The sequence below is a fragment of the Ignavibacteriota bacterium genome (assembly GCA_013285405.1).
Taxonomy (GTDB): domain Bacteria; phylum Bacteroidota; class Ignavibacteria; order Ignavibacteriales; family Ignavibacteriaceae; genus IGN2.
This window is the reverse complement of record CP053446.1, coordinates 1,863,461-1,881,859: the sequence shown is the minus strand read 5'-3', so window position 1 is coordinate 1,881,859 and position 18,399 is coordinate 1,863,461. Positions and strand designations below refer to the sequence as shown.

At 33.3% G+C, this 18,399-nt stretch carries 12 protein-coding genes; 3 read left to right on the top strand and 9 right to left on the bottom strand.

Annotation, left to right across the window (positions count from 1 at the left end; all coding sequences use genetic code 11):
- Window positions 1-2 precede the first annotated feature (2 nt).
- From HND39_08100 to HND39_08070, 7 genes are all read right to left on the bottom strand, one after another.
- A complete protein-coding gene (locus HND39_08100) occupies window positions 3-1,520 on the bottom strand; it encodes a response regulator (GenBank protein ID QKJ96247.1) in 1,518 nt (505 codons plus the stop codon).
- A 2-nt stretch (window positions 1,521-1,522) separates the two neighbouring features.
- Window positions 1,523-2,827: a GAF domain-containing sensor histidine kinase gene (locus HND39_08095; protein ID QKJ96246.1), complete on the bottom strand. Its 1,305-nt coding sequence runs from the start codon at window positions 2,825-2,827 to the stop codon at window positions 1,523-1,525.
- A gap of 13 nt (window positions 2,828-2,840) precedes the next feature.
- Window positions 2,841-6,473, bottom strand: coding sequence for a hypothetical protein (locus HND39_08090; GenBank protein ID QKJ96245.1), 3,633 nt, complete (start codon window positions 6,471-6,473; stop codon window positions 2,841-2,843).
- Between the two features lie 184 nt (window positions 6,474-6,657).
- A complete protein-coding gene (locus HND39_08085) occupies window positions 6,658-7,617 on the bottom strand; it encodes a hypothetical protein (GenBank protein QKJ96244.1) in 960 nt (319 codons plus the stop codon).
- A gap of 283 nt (window positions 7,618-7,900) precedes the next feature.
- On the bottom strand, window positions 7,901-9,280 hold the full coding sequence (locus HND39_08080; protein QKJ96243.1) for a sigma-54-dependent Fis family transcriptional regulator: 1,380 nt from the start codon (window positions 9,278-9,280) through the stop codon (window positions 7,901-7,903).
- A 3-nt stretch (window positions 9,281-9,283) separates the two neighbouring features.
- Window positions 9,284-12,853: a protein kinase gene (locus HND39_08075; GenBank protein ID QKJ96242.1), complete on the bottom strand. Its 3,570-nt coding sequence runs from the start codon at window positions 12,851-12,853 to the stop codon at window positions 9,284-9,286.
- The gene (locus tag HND39_08070; GenBank protein QKJ96241.1) at window positions 12,850-13,716 is read right to left on the bottom strand and encodes an ABC transporter permease; all 867 of its coding nucleotides are present in this window, start codon (window positions 13,714-13,716) and stop codon (window positions 12,850-12,852) included. The genes HND39_08075 and HND39_08070 overlap by 4 nt, the downstream gene beginning before the upstream one ends.
- Here HND39_08070 and HND39_08065 point away from each other — a divergent pair.
- Window positions 13,715-14,041 (top strand): hypothetical protein, encoded by a 327-nt coding sequence (locus HND39_08065; GenBank protein QKJ96240.1) that lies wholly within the window; start codon window positions 13,715-13,717, stop codon window positions 14,039-14,041. The two genes, HND39_08070 and HND39_08065, sit on opposite strands and share 2 nt — an antisense overlap.
- Window positions 14,042-14,123: 82 nt before the next feature.
- On the opposite strand, the gene HND39_08060 is transcribed toward HND39_08065, so the two are convergent.
- Complete coding sequence (locus HND39_08060; protein ID QKJ96239.1) at window positions 14,124-15,122, bottom strand: ABC transporter permease; 999 nt, start codon at window positions 15,120-15,122, stop codon at window positions 14,124-14,126.
- Window positions 15,115-16,773: a hypothetical protein gene (locus HND39_08055; protein QKJ96238.1), complete on the bottom strand. Its 1,659-nt coding sequence runs from the start codon at window positions 16,771-16,773 to the stop codon at window positions 15,115-15,117. Before HND39_08055 ends, HND39_08060 begins: the two co-directional genes overlap by 8 nt.
- Before the next feature lie 82 nt (window positions 16,774-16,855).
- Here HND39_08055 and HND39_08050 point away from each other — a divergent pair, with 82 nt between their 5' ends.
- Together HND39_08050 and HND39_08045 are read left to right on the top strand one after the other, a co-directional pair.
- Window positions 16,856-17,617: an ABC transporter ATP-binding protein gene (locus HND39_08050; protein ID QKJ96237.1), complete on the top strand. Its 762-nt coding sequence runs from the start codon at window positions 16,856-16,858 to the stop codon at window positions 17,615-17,617.
- Window positions 17,604-18,383 (top strand): ATP-binding cassette domain-containing protein, encoded by a 780-nt coding sequence (locus HND39_08045; GenBank protein ID QKJ96236.1) that lies wholly within the window; start codon window positions 17,604-17,606, stop codon window positions 18,381-18,383. Before HND39_08050 ends, HND39_08045 begins: the two co-directional genes overlap by 14 nt.
- The last annotated feature ends 16 nt before the right edge of the window (window positions 18,384-18,399 follow it).

Below are 18,399 nucleotides of genomic sequence, written 5' to 3'. Positions count from 1 at the left end.
AATTAATGTAACGCTATCTTGCTAATCATCGAAACAAGCTCACCTTTAGCGAAAGGTTTTACAAGGAATTCATTCGCACCGGCTTTACGGAATTGCTGGATTTTTTCCTGGAGAAATTCACTGGATAAAATTACTATTGGGATTTTATTATCTTTTTCTTTTCGTACGTTCCGAACTATTTCTAGTCCTCTGTTCCAATAGTTGATTGCCACATCAAAGATAATCGCACTAAATATTTGTTCTTTAAATAGGTCGGAATTAAAATCCTGCGAGGGTAAAAGTTTCACTTCAAAGTTATCTTTTAAGAATGCTTTAATTAAAGGATAAGAATCACCGCTGTCATCAAGCATCAAAATTTTTGAGACACCATTACTTTTTTCGCTGGTAATTTTTGTTTTCCCCTTCTTCACAGATTTCGCAAGCGGTAATGTAAACGTGAATGTACTTCCTACACCTTTGATGCTATCTACAATAAGTGAGCCGCCCATTTTTTCAATATATCGTTTTGCAATTGCCAATCCCAAACCATTCCCTTCAAAGTTTCTTCCAATATCAAGTTCTTCCTGGCTGAATGGTCTGTAAATGTGGTCGAGATATTCAGGAGAAATTCCTACTCCGGTATCTTTTAATTTACAAACAGCCAATTCTCTTTCATTAAAAACTTCTACTTCAAATTCGATATAGCCTTGACGCGTAAACTTAATTGAGTTATCTGTTAAGTTATTTATAACGGTTTCCAACGATTGTTGATCAACTTCGACATAAATATTTTCATTAGTAATCTTTAATGTAAAATCAAGTTTCTTTTCGGCAGCTTTGATTTTGAATGGTTCTAAACAATTTTTAATAATGTGAATGAGATTTAAAGTTTCGAGATTAAGTTTATAATTCCCGGCTTCGATCTGAGCAAATTCAAGCATTTGTGTAATGCTTTTAAACAACCGTTCACTGCCTGTATAAAGATTATCGAGATAAACTTTATCCTCATTATTAATCTTATCCTTTAAATTTTCTTTAATTATAGTTGAGTAGCCAAGAATTATATTCAGAGGAGTTCTGAGTTCATGCGAAAGAACATTTAGAAATGTACTTTTTAATCTGTCAGCTTCTTTACTTGAGTCTCTGGCTTTTCTAACTTCTTCTTCTGCTAAAATAACGTCTGTCTGATCTTCGTGGAAAAAAACAATAAAAGTTTTATCATCAACATTCAGCGGAATGATGGTAGTTTTTAAAAATGGGATGGCTTTATCGGAACCTAATAATCTCGTATCAATATAATTCTGAATTGTTATGGATTTTTGTTGTTTACGAACAGCACTTATCTTTTTTACAACTTCTCTTTTATGAAGTTCCTTGTCGGTTGCGTACGAATACCCTTGCAGTTCATTAATTGAATAGCCCCATTTTTTTGAAAATGCTTTATTAATGAAAACAACAAAACCATTATCGTCAAATACTTCTACCGGGAATGGTAATGGATCATAGCAGAGTTCAAAATATTTTAGATTAAATGTATCCAAGACTAATTAACCGGCAAAGAAAAATGAATTAACGCGCCCTTTTCACTATTCAGTATTTTTATCTCACCCTTATGCTTATCTATAATATTTTTACAAAGAAATAAACCATACCCGCCGTTTGACAAGTTAAAAATAGCCGAAGGGTTGGCTTTAATTTTTTCAGAAAAACCGGGACCATCATCCTGAACTTCAACACAGTTACGATTGCCGTTAACAAATGAACGAATAGTTATAATTGAATTTCGGTTTGCATCAACTGCATTTGTTATCAGGTGAACAAGCAAATGCTGAATTTGCTCCGGATCGAAATTACATAACGGAAGCGGGTTAAGTTCAGTCTTAAATGTAACTGCGCTGAATTTTTTCAATGGCGAAAGATACTTGATTACTGATTGAATTGCTCTGTTCAAATCATTATTCTCTTTATTTAAATCGGTAACGGATGTTTCAAGTAAAACCTGAGCATACTTCTGAATATTACGGATACTATCAGCGGCTACCTTCGATTTAAGTTTTAGTCTGTCAAAAAGCAGATCATCCAAATGATTATTGTTCTCAAATTCAGTTTGGGATTTTTCTATTGTTCTGAGGAGACTTTCCGTTTCAAGCAGTGCAAGGTGAACTAAACCCTGCAAAGCTTGTCCTATCTCTGCATCAATTCCGGCTTTAAGAACACGTCTTTCAGCTTGAATAAGTTGAGCATTAGCTTCCTGCAGAGCGTTGTACGCATTCACCTGTCCATCATAAAGCTGAGCATTCCTGATTGCAGTTGCAGCTTGTCCAGCTAAAATTTCAAATGTGCCGGTAATCTCCCTGACTTTTATTTTATGAAGATGTTTACTATCAACATAAATTACCCCGATTTTCTTTTCATCTGTGATAAGAGGAGAACATAGTATTGTCTGTAATTCAAGTTTCAGGATACTTCTTGAAGGATCGTATTTTGCATCGCTCTGTGCACCTTCAATGAATCTTGATTGTCCATTATGAAAAACATCTTCAACAACTGTGTTACTGATTTCAAATAATTTTTTCGGCAGATTTTCATCGTGTTCATTCAATCCTAATTTAAATTCGAGTTCTTCATTTGTGTTCTGAAGAACAATAAAACCTCTCTCAGAATTTGTTAGCTTAATTGCATTTTTAAGTACGAGCTCCAGCACATCTTCTAAAATAAGAGACCTATTAATAGTATTGACTGTATTCAGAATAACTTCAAGATTTTTTAATCTTTCGGAAGATTCGGACTCACCTATTACAGTCTGAATTCTATCGTCAATATTTTTTTTGAAATCTGAAAATTTCATAAAAATGAAATAATTAATCTTTTAATAATTTGATTGAAAGAAACCACTCCCAATCCTGATAACCATCCCAGGTCCAAGCTTTTGCTATTCCTGCAGAAAAAGTTGATTCAAGATTATACCAATGTTTAAATTTTATATCCATCTGTGTTCCAACATCAAAGAGGTAATCTCCAAAATTTGATTGTGTAATCATACTTTGAGAATACACTGAAAAATCAAAATGATTAACAAATTGTTCTAACAGCAGCCAGCCTGAAGTTCTTATTGGTGGGAATGAATTCTCGAGCATTAACTTTCCAAATTTACTTGTAACAAGACTGTAAATTGGAATTCCGGGAAACCTGAAAATCCTTCTGAACTGTTTAACTTCGTCATTGTCAACTGGTCTATTTCCAAATCCACCAACATAAAACAAACTTTGCACAAGGTTTTCGTTCTCCTTGTTGTATCCACCTGCAATTTTTACGTGTAACACATTATGATGCCACAGCCAAGTGGAGAAATTACTTAATTCAATGTAAGAATTAATTGCAACTTCTGGTTGGTCAAAATTTGTACCGTATAGCCCAACAGTCCAGTTGAATTCGTTTCCGTATTCAAAATCAGAACTTCCAATACTTTTCCTCAGATTTTTGAAGTTCAGGTTTGTCGCCAGCACGGCAAAATCTGGTTGCGATACTTCTATCAGGTTGTCGTTTATATAGCGAACATCTCTGTAAAATGTAAGTGTTGTTGCCTGTTTAATTTTTGTTGGGTTATCATATTTCCAGAAGTAAGTATGTCCGAGTTTAATTTGAGTTCCCAAAGTTCCTCTTTTTCTCTTATTAAACAGATCAAAAAAGTCTGCGCCATTGTAAAGAACGTCTATATAAAATAGTTGCTTGTAATCGTACTTAAATCTTAAATGCCAAAGTGGATCGCTTGGCTTTTCATTTAATGGTGATACACCGGCTTCCATATAAAAATCGTGAATCAATAAGGGATCAGAAATTCTGGTAAATAAGCTGAATACCACTTGATTTTGAAATCCGCTGACAACAGGTATTATAGAATGGATGTGCAAATTTTCTAATCCATTGAAATTTTCTTCCGCAGAAAAATCCATGGGATTAATTGTTGTAGTATCACTGTACAAATTAAAGTTCTGTAATTGAGGATTGACATCAATAACTTTTTGACCGTAATAATTAATAGCAGGTAAATACGATGCCGGTTGGTTGGCGAACATCACAGGGATAAAACCATCGGTCGTAAATTGAAAAGCAAAAACTGAATCAGGAGAAATTTCAATAGGTTTGAACAGTCCGGTAATACAATGTGAAATTGCTTCAATTTTTCTTTGTCTCAAGTCATACCGATAAATATTAGACACACCATTTGTATATGCGTTCCAATATAAAATATTTCCATCTCTGCTCCATGATGGATTTTCGGGAGAACCGCTGTTAGAAATAATATCATATTTAAGCCTTGAATTTTTAAGCAGACTTTCAGATTCAAGAATTATTATTGATTGTTGACCTGAAGGTCTTTTCAATGTTGCTGCTAAAATTTTTCCGTTATCCTCAATAGAGAGATTAAATATTTCTTCACCGAGATCGAATGTAACTAAACGTTGAATTTCTTTATATGGATATGGTGAATAAACTAAAGTTGCATAACCAGATTCGTGTTGTATTCCCCATAAATCATGTGTTACCGGTGAAACAGCCAGATCACCAACTCTTACATCCTCAAAAAGTATTTTCTCATCGCCAGTTTCCAGATGATACGCCCAGATATCCCTGAACAACTGATTATTATTTGTAGTATAAAATAATAATCCGTTAACTTCATCAAGAGCTATTGAAGAAACCTGAATCATGCTTGGCGTTTCAATAGAGCCGAGTTTTATTGATACACCTGATGATAATTTTAATGATTGAAGTGAATTTAATTCGTGCGATCTGTGGTAAACATAAAACACTGATTGAGTCGGACTATCATAACAGGGACGTGAAACCCAGCCAAAGTTTTCCTTACTTAATATTCTTAAATCGGTTTGTTCAGCTTGTTCCAAAATTTTGATGTTATTTTGCTGAAATTCTTTTTCATAGGTAAGAAAATCATACCATGCATCTTCAAAATCTTTGTTAAATATCTTTTTAAACTTTCCCTCAAAACCACTATAAGCATCTCCATCTTTAGTTCTAAACCAGTCAAGAAGTTTTTCATTTCCATATATGATTGACAGGTATGCTACAAACCTGCCGCCATAAATGTAGTGGATGTTTTCCAGAAGAATTGAATTATGACTTAGTAATGTTTCAAGATCCAGTTGCGATGGCAAAGCCTCTTTTTCTAAGAAAAAACTTCTGAAATACATTTCATCAAAACTGCCGAGCACACGACCATATCCTCCGCTTAACCAGGTTTCTAAATAAACAGCTATACCTTCCTGGTGCCATCTTGGTGAATATCTATTATAGTTTGAAAGGAGTCCATAAAAAACAGACAAAGGTTGAGTTTTTTCGGGAGGAACTTTTCCGAATACTGATCTGCAAAATTTTTCAAAACCAATTTCCGCATCATTTACAATAACATGAACAAGTTCGTGACTTAAAAGCCATTGTATTCTTTCATTATATGGAATAACTTCATATCCTGGTTCCATAGGTTCAATTTCAAGTCTGATAAAATTCTGTGGAGTAGTGCTTGTTGCTGCAAATCCATAATCACTTACATCATAGGTGTTAATAATAATTTTATCTTTAGGCGTATAGTTAAATAATATTGATAATGGTTTGAAAGCTCTTTCTGCACTTTCCAAAACGTGATTGACCAAATGCGAATGATAATCTTTGTATATTACAACAAAGTGTTCACTTTCCCGCTCGAGCCAGGAAGAAGATTCTCTTTCAAATAAATGAACGACTAATTCGTGTTCGTTATCAAGATTAAAATATTCTGCTGTAATCTCCTGCTTTTTCTTTTTAATTCTAACTTCAACATTGCCATCTGTGTTGAACACATTAATACTTTTTAGATAGCCAACAGGTACTAAATTTTCAAAACTATTGCCAAAAGTTGAAGAATTTTTTATCACAACAGAAACTGATGTGGAATCCTCCATTCTTACAAATGAATTAATTTTAAGATTTCCTTTTATAGTAATATAAGTTCCTTTGGGTGTATGCTTTATTGTAATGCTATTAATTTCCGTGAAATCATTCTGTTCTTTGGGCAGTACAATTATTTTACCCGGACTAATAATCGCAAGCGATTTTAAGCAGTATTTATTTAACAGTTCTATCGTTTCTTTCAATGGAACAAACATTAAATCATCAACTAAATGTGAGGAAGTGGGAAACTGATATATGATTGATTTGCCTGTTGATTTAGAAATAATTACGACATAAGGGTTTTTACTGGTGAATCTCAATAAAAAATTTTCGATATCTAATTCGATAACATTATTAGAATCCGAAACTTTTTCTTTTAACTTCAATCCTTCAGCAAAATGTTTAAGAGATACATAGATCGTTCCCTGATGATTGTAGGATGGGATCTGGTAATTAATTTCGTCCTCAATTAGTGTAACTCTATTAATTTCCTGTGAATAGATGACTGTTGAAAAAAAAATCAACAGGAGAGATATTTTAAGCATATTATAAGTAAGCAGGTGATTCGTTTTGTTTTACAGCAAAATTGATTACTCAATAAACAAAAAATTGACACTTACGACCATTCGCAAATTGCTATTGAAAAATAACAACTTACATCAAATAATAAAAAAGCCTTCAATAAAGATTGAAGGCTTAACAAAGTATACTTTGGAGAACTAATTCATTCTACCTTACCCAGCCGTACTTGCTGCCGAGTTCATCAAGTTGTGAACCTGATCTTACCCAGCCGTACTTGCTGCCGAGTTCATCAAGTTGTGAACCTGATCTTACCCAGCCGTACTTGCTGCCGAGTTCATCAAGTTGTGAACCTGATCTTACCCAGCCGTACTTGCTGCCGAGTTCGTCAAGTTGTGAACCTGATCTTACCCAGCCGTACTTGCTGCCGAGTTCATCAAGTTGTGAACCTGATCTTACCCAGCCGTACTTGCTGCCGAGTTCATCAAGTTGTGAACCTGATCTTACCCAGCCGTACTTGCTGCCGAGTTCATCAAGTTGTGAACCTGATCTTACCCAGCCGTACTTGCTGCCGAGTTCATCAAGTTGTGAACCTGATCTTACCCAGCCGTACTTGCTGCCGAGTTCATCAAGTTGTGAACCTGATCTTACCCAGCCGTACTTGCTGCCGAGTTCATCAAGTTGTGAACCTGATCTTACCCAGCCGTACTTGCTGCCGAGTTCATCAAGTTGTGAACCTGATCTTACCCAGCCGTACTTGCTGCCGAGTTCATCAAGTTGTGAACCTGATCTTACCCAGCCGTACTTGCTGCCGAGTTCATCAAGTTGTGAACCTGATCTTACCCAGCCGTACTTGCTGCCGAGTTCATCAAGTTGTGAACCTGATCTTACCCAGCCGTACTTGCTGCCGAGTTCATCAAGTTGTGAACCTGATCTTACCCAGCCGTACTTGCTGCCGAGTTCATCAAGTTGTGAACCTGATTTCAGTTCAAGAAATTTTAACTCAGTTTGAGTAATCTCAGTTGAATGAGTATTGTGGTTCAAAGTAACAGTAGATATATTATCCTGATTAACTCTATATCTAGTCGCTTCCTGAACATTGTCAGCAACCTGAGCGTATCCGGATATGAATAGTCCCCAAATTAGGGCTATGGATAATATAGTTCGCATAGTACCACTTGTTATTATGACACACTACATGTAGTTTGACATACACTTCACCCTCAAGCTACGATTTGTAGCAAAAGATATAGAGCCAATGCCTATGCCATTACAAAAAATCAGGTTTTGTTTAACGAAGGGACTTGAATATAAAATTCAGGTAATAATTACTTGATAAATATGAATTATGCTACTTCGTGTAAAAAAATATTACATAAAATCAACAACAAATGAAATCAGACCAATACAAAAATGACGCATCCATAAATAAAACCACGAAAGATTAACAACATTAAACTTTTAATAAAATGTCAAGTTTAGGTCTCGAGATACCTAAAAGTTTAGCGGTCTGGGTTTTATTCCCACCCATTTTGGATAGTACTTTTTTTGCATATTCTTTATCAACATTTCGCAGTGATGTAATCCCATAATTAACATCCAATCTTACTATGTTAAATGGAATATCTTCAGCCTTTAAATCAACCATTGACTTTGAATGGACGTTATCTATCAAATTACTAAAATCTTTTATCTGCAATTTGCTATCATCACAAAGAAGTACCGCTCTCTCCATCGCATTTCTTAATTCCCGAACATTTCCCGGCCAGGAATAACCCATAAGCAGGTGTTGGAGATCTTTGTCAAGTTTTTTTATTGATTTATCAAATTGTTGATTAAACTCATCAATGAAATAATTTGCTAAAGTTATAATGTCTTCGCCACGTTCTCGCAACGGAGGTATTTCAATTGATACGACATTTAATCTATGAAACAAATCTCTTCTGAATAAATTTTTTTCAACCATAAATTCAAGGTCTCTATTAGTAGCGGAGATAATTCTTGCATTAACAGGGATATCTACAACACCACCTAATCTCTTTATTACCTTTTTCTCCACTGCTCTTAAAAGCTTAGTCTGAATATTAAAACTTAAATCTCCAATTTCATCGAGAAAGAGTGTTCCTCTTTCAGCCAGTTCAAACAGTCCAACTTTTCTGGTTCTCGCGTCAGTAAATGCTCCAGCTTCATAACCAAATAACTCTGATTCTAATAAATTTTCAGGAATTGCTGTACATACTATATCAATAAATGGAAATTGATTTACTGGTCCACTGTTGTGAATTGCCCTGGCAAACAATCCTTTGCCGGTACCAGTTTCGCCAAGTATCAAAACATTGGAACTACTTTTCTCAGATACTTTACTAGCGAGGTCAACTGCTCGCTGCAATTTCTCAGAGTTACCAAGGATTGATTTTATACCGTGTCTGTTAACACCAAAAGTTCCTACTTGTCCGGATTCGGTTATATATGATTTATTTGAAAATACTTCAGCAAGGAATGATGTGAATTTTAATACTTCATAAGGAAATACAAAAATGTCAAAGAACCCTTGTTTTAACAAGGAAGTGACTAACAATGCATCTGAGTTATTTATTATTACTACAATTTTGTTTGTTCTTGATTTTTTAATCCGCAAAATTTCTTTGTAAAGTGAAGTGTCGAGGGATTCCAGTTTTATGATGATAATTTCATTGTTCTCAACTTCAATCTCCGCCGGAAAAATTACATTTAGCGAAAACCCTTTCAATTCCAATTGCTTCAAAGCCGATGTAACTGAAACCAGATCAGTCGAATCTGAAAAGACTTTTATATTAAAGTGTCCTTCAAACATAAATTAATTTTGTGGATATAAACTTTCCAGTTTCCTTAATGTGTTCAGTCTCTCATTTTGTCTCAAATATGCTGCACGTAAAATTGGAGAGTCTATTCTGCCTGCGATATAATATATTAGCTCTCTCGCATAATTAATAAAATATTTTGCTTTGTTAAGATTTCCTCTGTCGATATTTAAATCAGCCATTTCGTAAAGAACTTGCCATGTCAATTCAGTAATATTATCCTCTTTAATTAATTCATAAGCTTTTTCAAAATATACCATTGGTGGCAAAAGTTTTTCTGATGTAAAATTTTTCGATATAATTCCTAAAAAAAATTCTCTCTCAGCCTCCAATATAGAATATTGTGCGCATAATTCCATAAGTTCTTGTTCGGAAAGAATTTCAATAGCTTCATTGTACAATTTATTATATATATAAAAATGGATGAGTAAAGTAGTGGCTTCAATGTAATTGTGATTGTCACCTCTCAAAGCAATTTCATTACGAATTGATTTTAATTCTTCCACTGAAATTGTTTTTTCTTTTGTGAAGGACAGCCACTGAATTAAAAGCTTTTCGAAAATTATATGATCCTTCTCTGAATCAAACATAGTATATAATTTTTGAAAATTGCGAATAATTTCTTCTAATTTTTGAAAATCTCCAATTTTGTAAAATAGTTTCCCTTTCATAAATAGTACATCTAATAATTCATGATAATTTTTCAATTGATCGAATAACTTATAAGCTTCATTCAGGGAATTAAATGCTTTCTCATAATCACAAGCCGAAATATAAATTTCTCCAAGATTCCAAAGAACAAAACCTCTGCTTGAATCTTTTCCGATATTTAAAAATATCTTTATTGCATTATGATATGATAGAATTGCACTATCAAATTTCCGACAATTGAAATAGAAGATACCTATATTTTGCAAAAGCAACCCTTCTTGTTCAAGATTTCCAATAAACTGATTAATTCCAGAAGCATTTTGAAAGTGTGCTTCCGCTTGTTCATAATTTCCTAAAATATTATACACATTACCAATATTCACTTCTGCCCCAGCTACACGCGCAAGCTGACCTGCCTGACTAAATTTTATACTTGCATTTTTAAAATTATCGAGTGCAGAATGGAGATCATTGCTCTGATATATATTTATCATACCTTTTAAATTATAACAGCGACCTTTTAACTCATCTGAAAGTTCTCTTTCATCTAAGAGCAGATCGCACTGTTGAATTGCGTTGTCATACAATTTTAATTCGAAATCGGCGTGAGCTAATTCTACTTTTAAAGCATACTTTTCGCTTAGGTCAGATATTCCGAGAAGAAGTTCAGAGATTACTTTTTTGCCGCCTTCATATTCACCAGAAGCAATCAGTGCACTGCCCTCAATCCGCAATATTTTCTTATCAACTTTATTTTTTGGATTTATGCTTTTTAATTCTTCAATCAAGTTCAATGATGCGTTGACATCACCAAGTTTGAAATAGATTTCACTGAGTTTAATTTTTATATCATTCAGTAATGCTTTATCAAGCGGAAATTGAATTAAATGGAACAACAATTTTTGCACATAAGAAAATGCTGATTTTTTTTCTGCTTCATTAATTTCATCCATCAAAAGAATAAAGCACTTTTGAAATTCCCCAGCAAGTTCATAATGCCGGGCTTCTTCAACTCTGTATAATGATGGGAATTTTTCTGATAACCTTTTTGCAAGGTGAAAATGAAGTTCCTTTTTATTTCCTATCGAAGCATAAATATATTTTTTAATTGCCTCTGAAGTAAATATTAAAGCCTGCCCCGAGCTGAATTTTTGAGTAATATTATTTAATTGAAGATTGGACACTATTCTTTCTGATTCTTCTCTTGAAATCCCAAGAAGCAGAGATAATCCATGTAAATCTATAATTATATCCAGAGCAGAAAGTATTTTAACAGTCAGTAATTCTCTTTCTAAAAGATTTGCTAATCTCAAATCATAAATGCTAAAATGCGCTTCAGTTAAAGCTGAGATTTTATTTTCATCTTCTGAAAAGGACACTCCTGTATCTGAGAATTTCATAATTCCAAACAGAATGGCATCTTTAATAAACGCTTTAATATTTCCCGGAATCAAATCGGCATTAGCAACGATCAGTTCTTTAAGTTTTCCTATCTGAGTTTCCTTTGAATAACTTACTTCCAGAAATTGGGACATTTCATCGTTAGTGAATGAACCCAAATCAATATACTTTACATTATTTAATCGGGCAGATAGTAAGTCATGCAATTGAGATTCATTGACCACAACTTTAATATTATTCACCTGCAATAAAGGAATGATTTCCAAAAGAAGATCACTTGCAAGTTCATCGTATAAATTGAAGTCATCAATCAACAAAATGAATGTGCTTTTTGAAATTAATGCTGCAACAATTGTACGTAACTCATCAATTTCATTTTTCTTATTATCTGAAAGGAACTTAAGCACTAAGGATTTGGCTTCAGTGTTTAAATTAGGATAGACTTTCTTTGAAAAAAATATTTGTCTGAGAATAAAGCGAATTAACTCATCTGCTGATTTTCCTCTGACATCAGATATCAGCATCGCATCATTATTTTGCTCAAGTATCTTCTCGAGCAGTGATGATTTGCCTGCACCTTCGAATCCTTTGATTGCATAAATCTCGCTGCTCGTTTTATCTGCAAAGTATTGTGATAATTTTTTTAGTATGGTTGTACGGGAAGAAAATACTTTTGCCGGTAAAAACTCTTTGCTCAACATTAAATCTATTTCGAAATCAAGATCCTTAATTATCTCCAGAGCCGATGAATATCTTTTACTGATATCTTTATCCAGCAATTTTTTCAGAATCTTGATTAACTTCTCAGAAAAAATATCCGAGCTCGGAAATTCAAATGAGTTCTCAATTGCGGATTTATAAATATCAAGCTCACTATTTGCTTCAAATGGAAAATGATTATAAATAATCTGATACATAATCATTCCGAGAGAATAAAAATCCACTGAATGAGTATGAATTTCCTTTTTTAGAAGCTCAGGTGCTATATAATATGCGGTACCTTTTATTTCATAATCTGATGGTGAAGGTGAATACTCAGCAAGTCCAAGATCGATTAATTTAACCTTTGGACTTCCATCCTTATAAGAAACCAGAATATTTTCAGGCTTTAAATCATAATAAATATATTTCGATTGATGGAGATAATAAAGCGAAGAGCAAATTTGTTTTACAATCTCTTTCAGATTTGATTCTTCCCGAATTTTATCTGAAAAAAGTAATTCTTTACCATCAAAATACTCAAGCACGATATACATTGAACCTGATTGAATTTCATCTTCTCCATCAGTTTCATAAACTGTTCCAAGCTCATAAGCTTCAATTATGTTTGAGTGTTCAAATTTATTAAGCGTGAAATATTCTTTTTTAAATGTCTCCTTTTCCTTTATATCTGCTTTTGCAGGAAGAATTTTAATAGCATATTCTTTTTCAGGAAATTCAATATCACGGCAAAGAAATACTTTACTTCTTCCCTCTCCAAGCTTTTTCAATATTTCATAACGAGTATTTATCATTTCACTATTCCAGGATTCAACAGCTTTCCAAGATTTTTTCCTGCAGAATTAAATGTAAATAATGTTAAGATTAATGCGGCTCCCGGAAAAACAATTAACCACCAGGCTTTTGTTATATATTCTTGTCCAGAATTAATCATTGAACCCCAGGATGGGTATGAACTGCCTGTGCCTAATCCGAGATAACTTAAAGCGGCTTCCGCAAGAATAATATTGCTGAATAAAAATATTAGGTTTATAATAACCGGATAAACAATAACAGGAAAAATTTCTTTTTTAAGAAGAAGTGAATTTTTTAAGCCTATAAGTTCAGCAGATGCAAAAAAATCTTTTTGTTTTATTGACAAGACTTCAGTTTTAACAATTTTGAAAAGATTCATCCATCCGGATATTCCCAGAACAATTATAACAGAAAAGATTGAACTTCCGAAAAGAGCTAATATTAATACAATAAGATAAATTACAGGGAATGCTAAAAACATTTCAGTGAATCTATTTAAAATAATATCAATAAATCCACCACGATAGCCGGCTATAAATCCTAAAATTATTCCGATTATAAATGACAGAACAACTGCACTTAGACCAACAGTTATTGAGACACGACTTCCATAAATTAATCTTGCAAAAACATCACGTCCGTATTCATCAGTTCCAAGTAAATAAAATTTTTTCCTTATTTGAATTCCTGTTTCATCTGCCAGGTTTTTTCCGATTGTATTGACTTGATTACCCTGATAATAAATCACAGAATCAGAAATATTCACACTGTCAGCTAATATAATATTATCGTTGAAAGGAGGTTTAATTGTTCTGTCTAATTTTATTCTGAATGATTCCTCAGTTAATAACTTATGCGGCATGTTTGTATTTAGTACTATTTCACTAACTGAAGTGAATGGCGGAAGAAGTTTTGTCACTGATAAATTTTTTGAAAACCCGGAATTTTCATTTGTAATGATTGGTGCAAATAAAAAAACGAATAATAGCAAGGTCAGAACAGCGAAAGAAAAATTTAATTTCGTTTTTAACAATCGGATTCTATTTCTGTATAAAATAATAATTAAGATAATTATCAAAAAAATTACTACCGAAAGCATTGAATCAATCAAACTGAAAGTGAGAAAAGAGAATGCGGATGATGAATCGCTAAATAGTAAACCAAACCAGGCTGCAATTAGAGAATAGTATTCTATAATCAAATTAAACTGAAGTATAGCAATACATATCCAGACAAAAATTATCCAATGAATTATTTTAATTCCAGACTTCAATTCAGAATTCCTCTGATTAATCTTTTATCAACTTTCAATTTTACTATATCAGCCAAAAAATTTGCAATTATTACAACTGCACCTGCTGTAAAAACACATCCAATCACTAACGGATAATCTCTTGATAATATTGAATCAATCGCCAATCTGCCCATTCCGGGGAGACTGAATATAACTTCGGTAATTAATGTTCCGCCAAGAAGAATTCCCAGCTCAACTCCCGCAACTGAAATCAATGGCTTCAATGCATTAGGGAGTACATGCTTTCTGAAAATAATTTTATCATTTACTCCTGAAGATTTCAAATTAGTAATAAAAGTTTTATGCACAACTTCGTCCATACTTTCTTTAATATATTTATAGAACATAGCTATCCCCGGAACCGACAAAGTAATTAATGGTAAAATCAAATGACTTAACAAGTCTAGCAATTGAGATAAGAAATTCATTTCATCATAATCGATGGACTGCACACTGGAAATTGGCAGCAAATCAATTTCAACTGAGAAAATTAAAATAAGCCCCACACCAAGAACGAATGCTGGAATTGAATATACAAACAAAGCGAGATTCTCAGTTAATTTTTCTGCAATTCTGTTTTTCCTTCTGGAAACTTTGATTGCAAGCCAGATACTTAAACTGATTTGAATAGAAAAGCTGAGTAATGCAAAAATTATTGTAAAAGAAAAATATTCCCAGATTACTTTAAATACAGGCTGATGGTAATTATAGGAGATTCCCAATTCTCCTCTGAAAATATTTGATACAAATGAAATATATTGTTGTGTAATTGGCTGGTTAAGTGAAAATTCCTGCTCAACTTTCTTTGAAAGCACGTTGCCAAGTTTAGCAGAAATATACTTGTCCGACGGATCTCCCGGTGACAATCTGATCAGGAAAAATAATAAGCTCACCAGCAGGAAAAGTGTCAACAATGACGAGAGAATTCTGAGAAATAATATTTTCATATTGCCGGATTTAAAAATATTATTCATTCAAAATCCACTCCCAGCAATGAGCAAGAACTCCATACGGAGTTATGTTTATATTTTTTATCCGATGGTTATAAACGATAATATTAGGTGTCCAATAAAGAAAAGAAACCGGTTCATCCTGATGAATGATTGTCTGAAATTTTTTTATCAATATTATTTTGTACTCATTGATAATTTTCGAATCTAATTGATTAAGAACACTATCTGTTTCGGAACTTCCATAGCAAGCAAAATTTAACACACCGATATTCGGATCGGAATACCAATAAGGTTTAAGTTCAAGTGGAATCGGAATTCCCCAGCCTGCCATCCACGAATCTAATTTTCTTTCATAAAGATAATCAATAAATGTTCCCATCTCCATCTTTTCCAATGTAACCTCAATTCCAATTGCTTTCAGATTATTCTTCACAACAACTGATGCAAATTCCCTCAAAGGGTTTCCAACAGGATAATACAATGTAAATCTGAATTCAGTTTTCCCGTTTTCAAGTATCCCATTTTTATCTTCATCTTTCCAGCCTTCTTCTGCTAAAATTGTTTTTGCTTCATCCGGATTATATTCATAAGGTTTTAAATTCTCATCGAAAAATGATTTGAAGATTGGTGATACGGGTGTTGATGCAAGCGTTCCTTTGTTTAACAAGTATTCGCTCAGGATTTCTTTTCGGTTGATTGCTATTGTTAATGCTCTGCGAACATTTTTATTGCCGAATAATTTATTTGGTTTGACTTTCCCACTTGAAAATTCCTCAGGATCAATATTGTTCCAGCCTATATAATCATATTCTCTGCCGACGTTATTAAAGATTGATAAATTACTCAGTGATTTGAAATCTTCTATATCTTCCACTTTTATTAACTCAACTAAATCAATATCGCCTTTCTTAAGTTGTAAAATTCTTGAAGTGTAATCAGGAATAATTTTAAAAATTATTTCTGATGTCTGAGCAGTATTAAACAGAAAAGAATTACTATCTGCCTCAAGAATTATTGATTGATTTTTTTTCCATTTTTTTAATTTAAATGGACCACACGAGACGGGACTGAAATTAATTGTGCTGGTTGAAATTTCGTTTCGATTTAACCCAACAAAAATATGTTTTGGAATTACCGGAATTGAAACCTTGTTAAGGTCGATAAAAGATTTTTCCGGAAAATTTATATCAAATTCATTCTGTGAAATAATCACAAATGTTTTTTGAATATCGATTTGACCCATCGAATCAACAAACATATAATTGAAAGTTCCTGTCAAACGGCTCTTGACTTCCGGATCGGAAAACAAATCATACGAAAAAACAACGTCATCGGTTGTCAGGTTTTTACCATCACTCCACTTTATGTCATCTCTCAAAATAAATTTTAGTGAAGAAGAATCAGCGGACCACTGCCAGCTTTTCGCAATCATTGGATATGCTTCCAACTCACCTTTGTCATCATTCCAGCGAAAGTCAAGCAAGCCGGGATAAAGTAAATCAGTAATCGCGCTTTCCTCATAGCTGAAGGCAAATAGTGTATTGAATGTCTGAACATCGGCAGGAATTCCGATAACGATCCGATTATTTTCAGATGACGGATTTGAATTGCAGGAAATTAATACTAAAAGCAGGAATGCTGATTGGAGTAGTTTTATTTTTTTATTGTTCATTCAGGAGATTTGCATTACAAATAGTAATTTCTCATGTCAATTTATTATTTTGTTGACTAAAAGAAAAACAACATTTCGACAAATGCTTAGTGTAAACATTAATTCTGTATCAATTATCAATGATGAAATGAAACGAAAGTTACTTTCAGATATAAAATTTGAAATTGTTTCAGGAAAAATCTACACAATACTTGGGAAAAATGGTTCGGGAAAATCAACTCTCATCAAGGCACTTACAGATCTTCTCCCAAAAGTTGATTTTGAAATCACAGGCAAAGTCATTTTTAATTCAACCAACTTGTTAAACACATCTGCAGAGAATATAAGAAATATCAGACAGTATAATATCAGATATGTTTTTCAGGATGCAGCGAATAGTCTCGATCCGCTTAAAAAAATTAAATACTACTTTGACTTATCGAACATAAGCCCACTCAAGATTGAAGAATTGCTGATTTATTTTCAGTTGCCCGCTTACAAAAATCTTTCAGAACTGTATTCGTACGAATTAAGTGGTGGAATGGCGCAAAGACTTTTAATTGTGCTTGCTCTTCTTGCAAATCCTGATTTATTAATTCTCGATGAGCCAACTTCAGGAGTTGATTATGCTGTAATGAATTTAATTTTATTAAAGGTTAAAAATTATGTCCGGGATAATAATAAGTCAGTTTTGATTGTAACCCAGGATATAAACTTTGCAATTAAATCATCGGATAAAATAGCCTACTTATCCGATGGAACACTTTCACAATTTTATTCTCCGGATGAATTTATGACTTCAGCTGATGACAATATTAAAAATTTTGTTAGATCATTTAATGAGATCAGCAATGTCTCTGCTTAAGGTTGAAAACATTTCATACTCAGTTATCGCAAAAGAAGAAACGAAGAAACGTTTCCATATCTTAAAGAATGTTTCTTTTGAAGTTGAAGCTGGAGAAATTATCGGTATCTGCGGGGAATCAGGCGGAGGAAAATCAACACTGGCTAAAGTTATTGCAGGATTGATAAAACCGGATAGCGGAAAAATAATTTTAAGTTCTGATTCACAAAAAGGAAAAAGAAAAAGCAGTCCGGTTCAAATTTTATTTCAAAACCATGGGGAGATCTTAAATCCATTCAGAAAAATTCAGAAGATAATTGATGAAGCATTGGAAATTTCCGGAGTTGATAGAAATAGTATTGAGATTCAGCGAGAGAAAGTGTTAAACTCTGTTGGATTCCCAAAAGAATTATACGATAGAAGAGGAATGGAATTAAGTGGTGGTGAACAGCAAAGAGCTGCGCTTGCAAGATTGCTTGCAGTAAAACCGGGTTTGCTTATTCTCGATGAACCATTTTCTGCACAGGATGTCGAATCGCAATTAATTCTTATTAAACTTTTCAGAAAATTGAATGGAGAATTAAACCTAACGATGATAAGCATCAGTCACGATTTACGTATTCTCAGAAATCTTGCAAACAAAGTGATCATTCTTAAAGATGGCGAGATAGTTGAAAGCGGAATTACAAAGGAAGTATTTGATAACCCGCAAAAAGATTATACAAAATTTCTTTTGTCGGCAGAATCATTAGAGCTCTCGTACGAAGAAATAAAAAAAGATCTGTAAGAAAATTGTTCGAAGG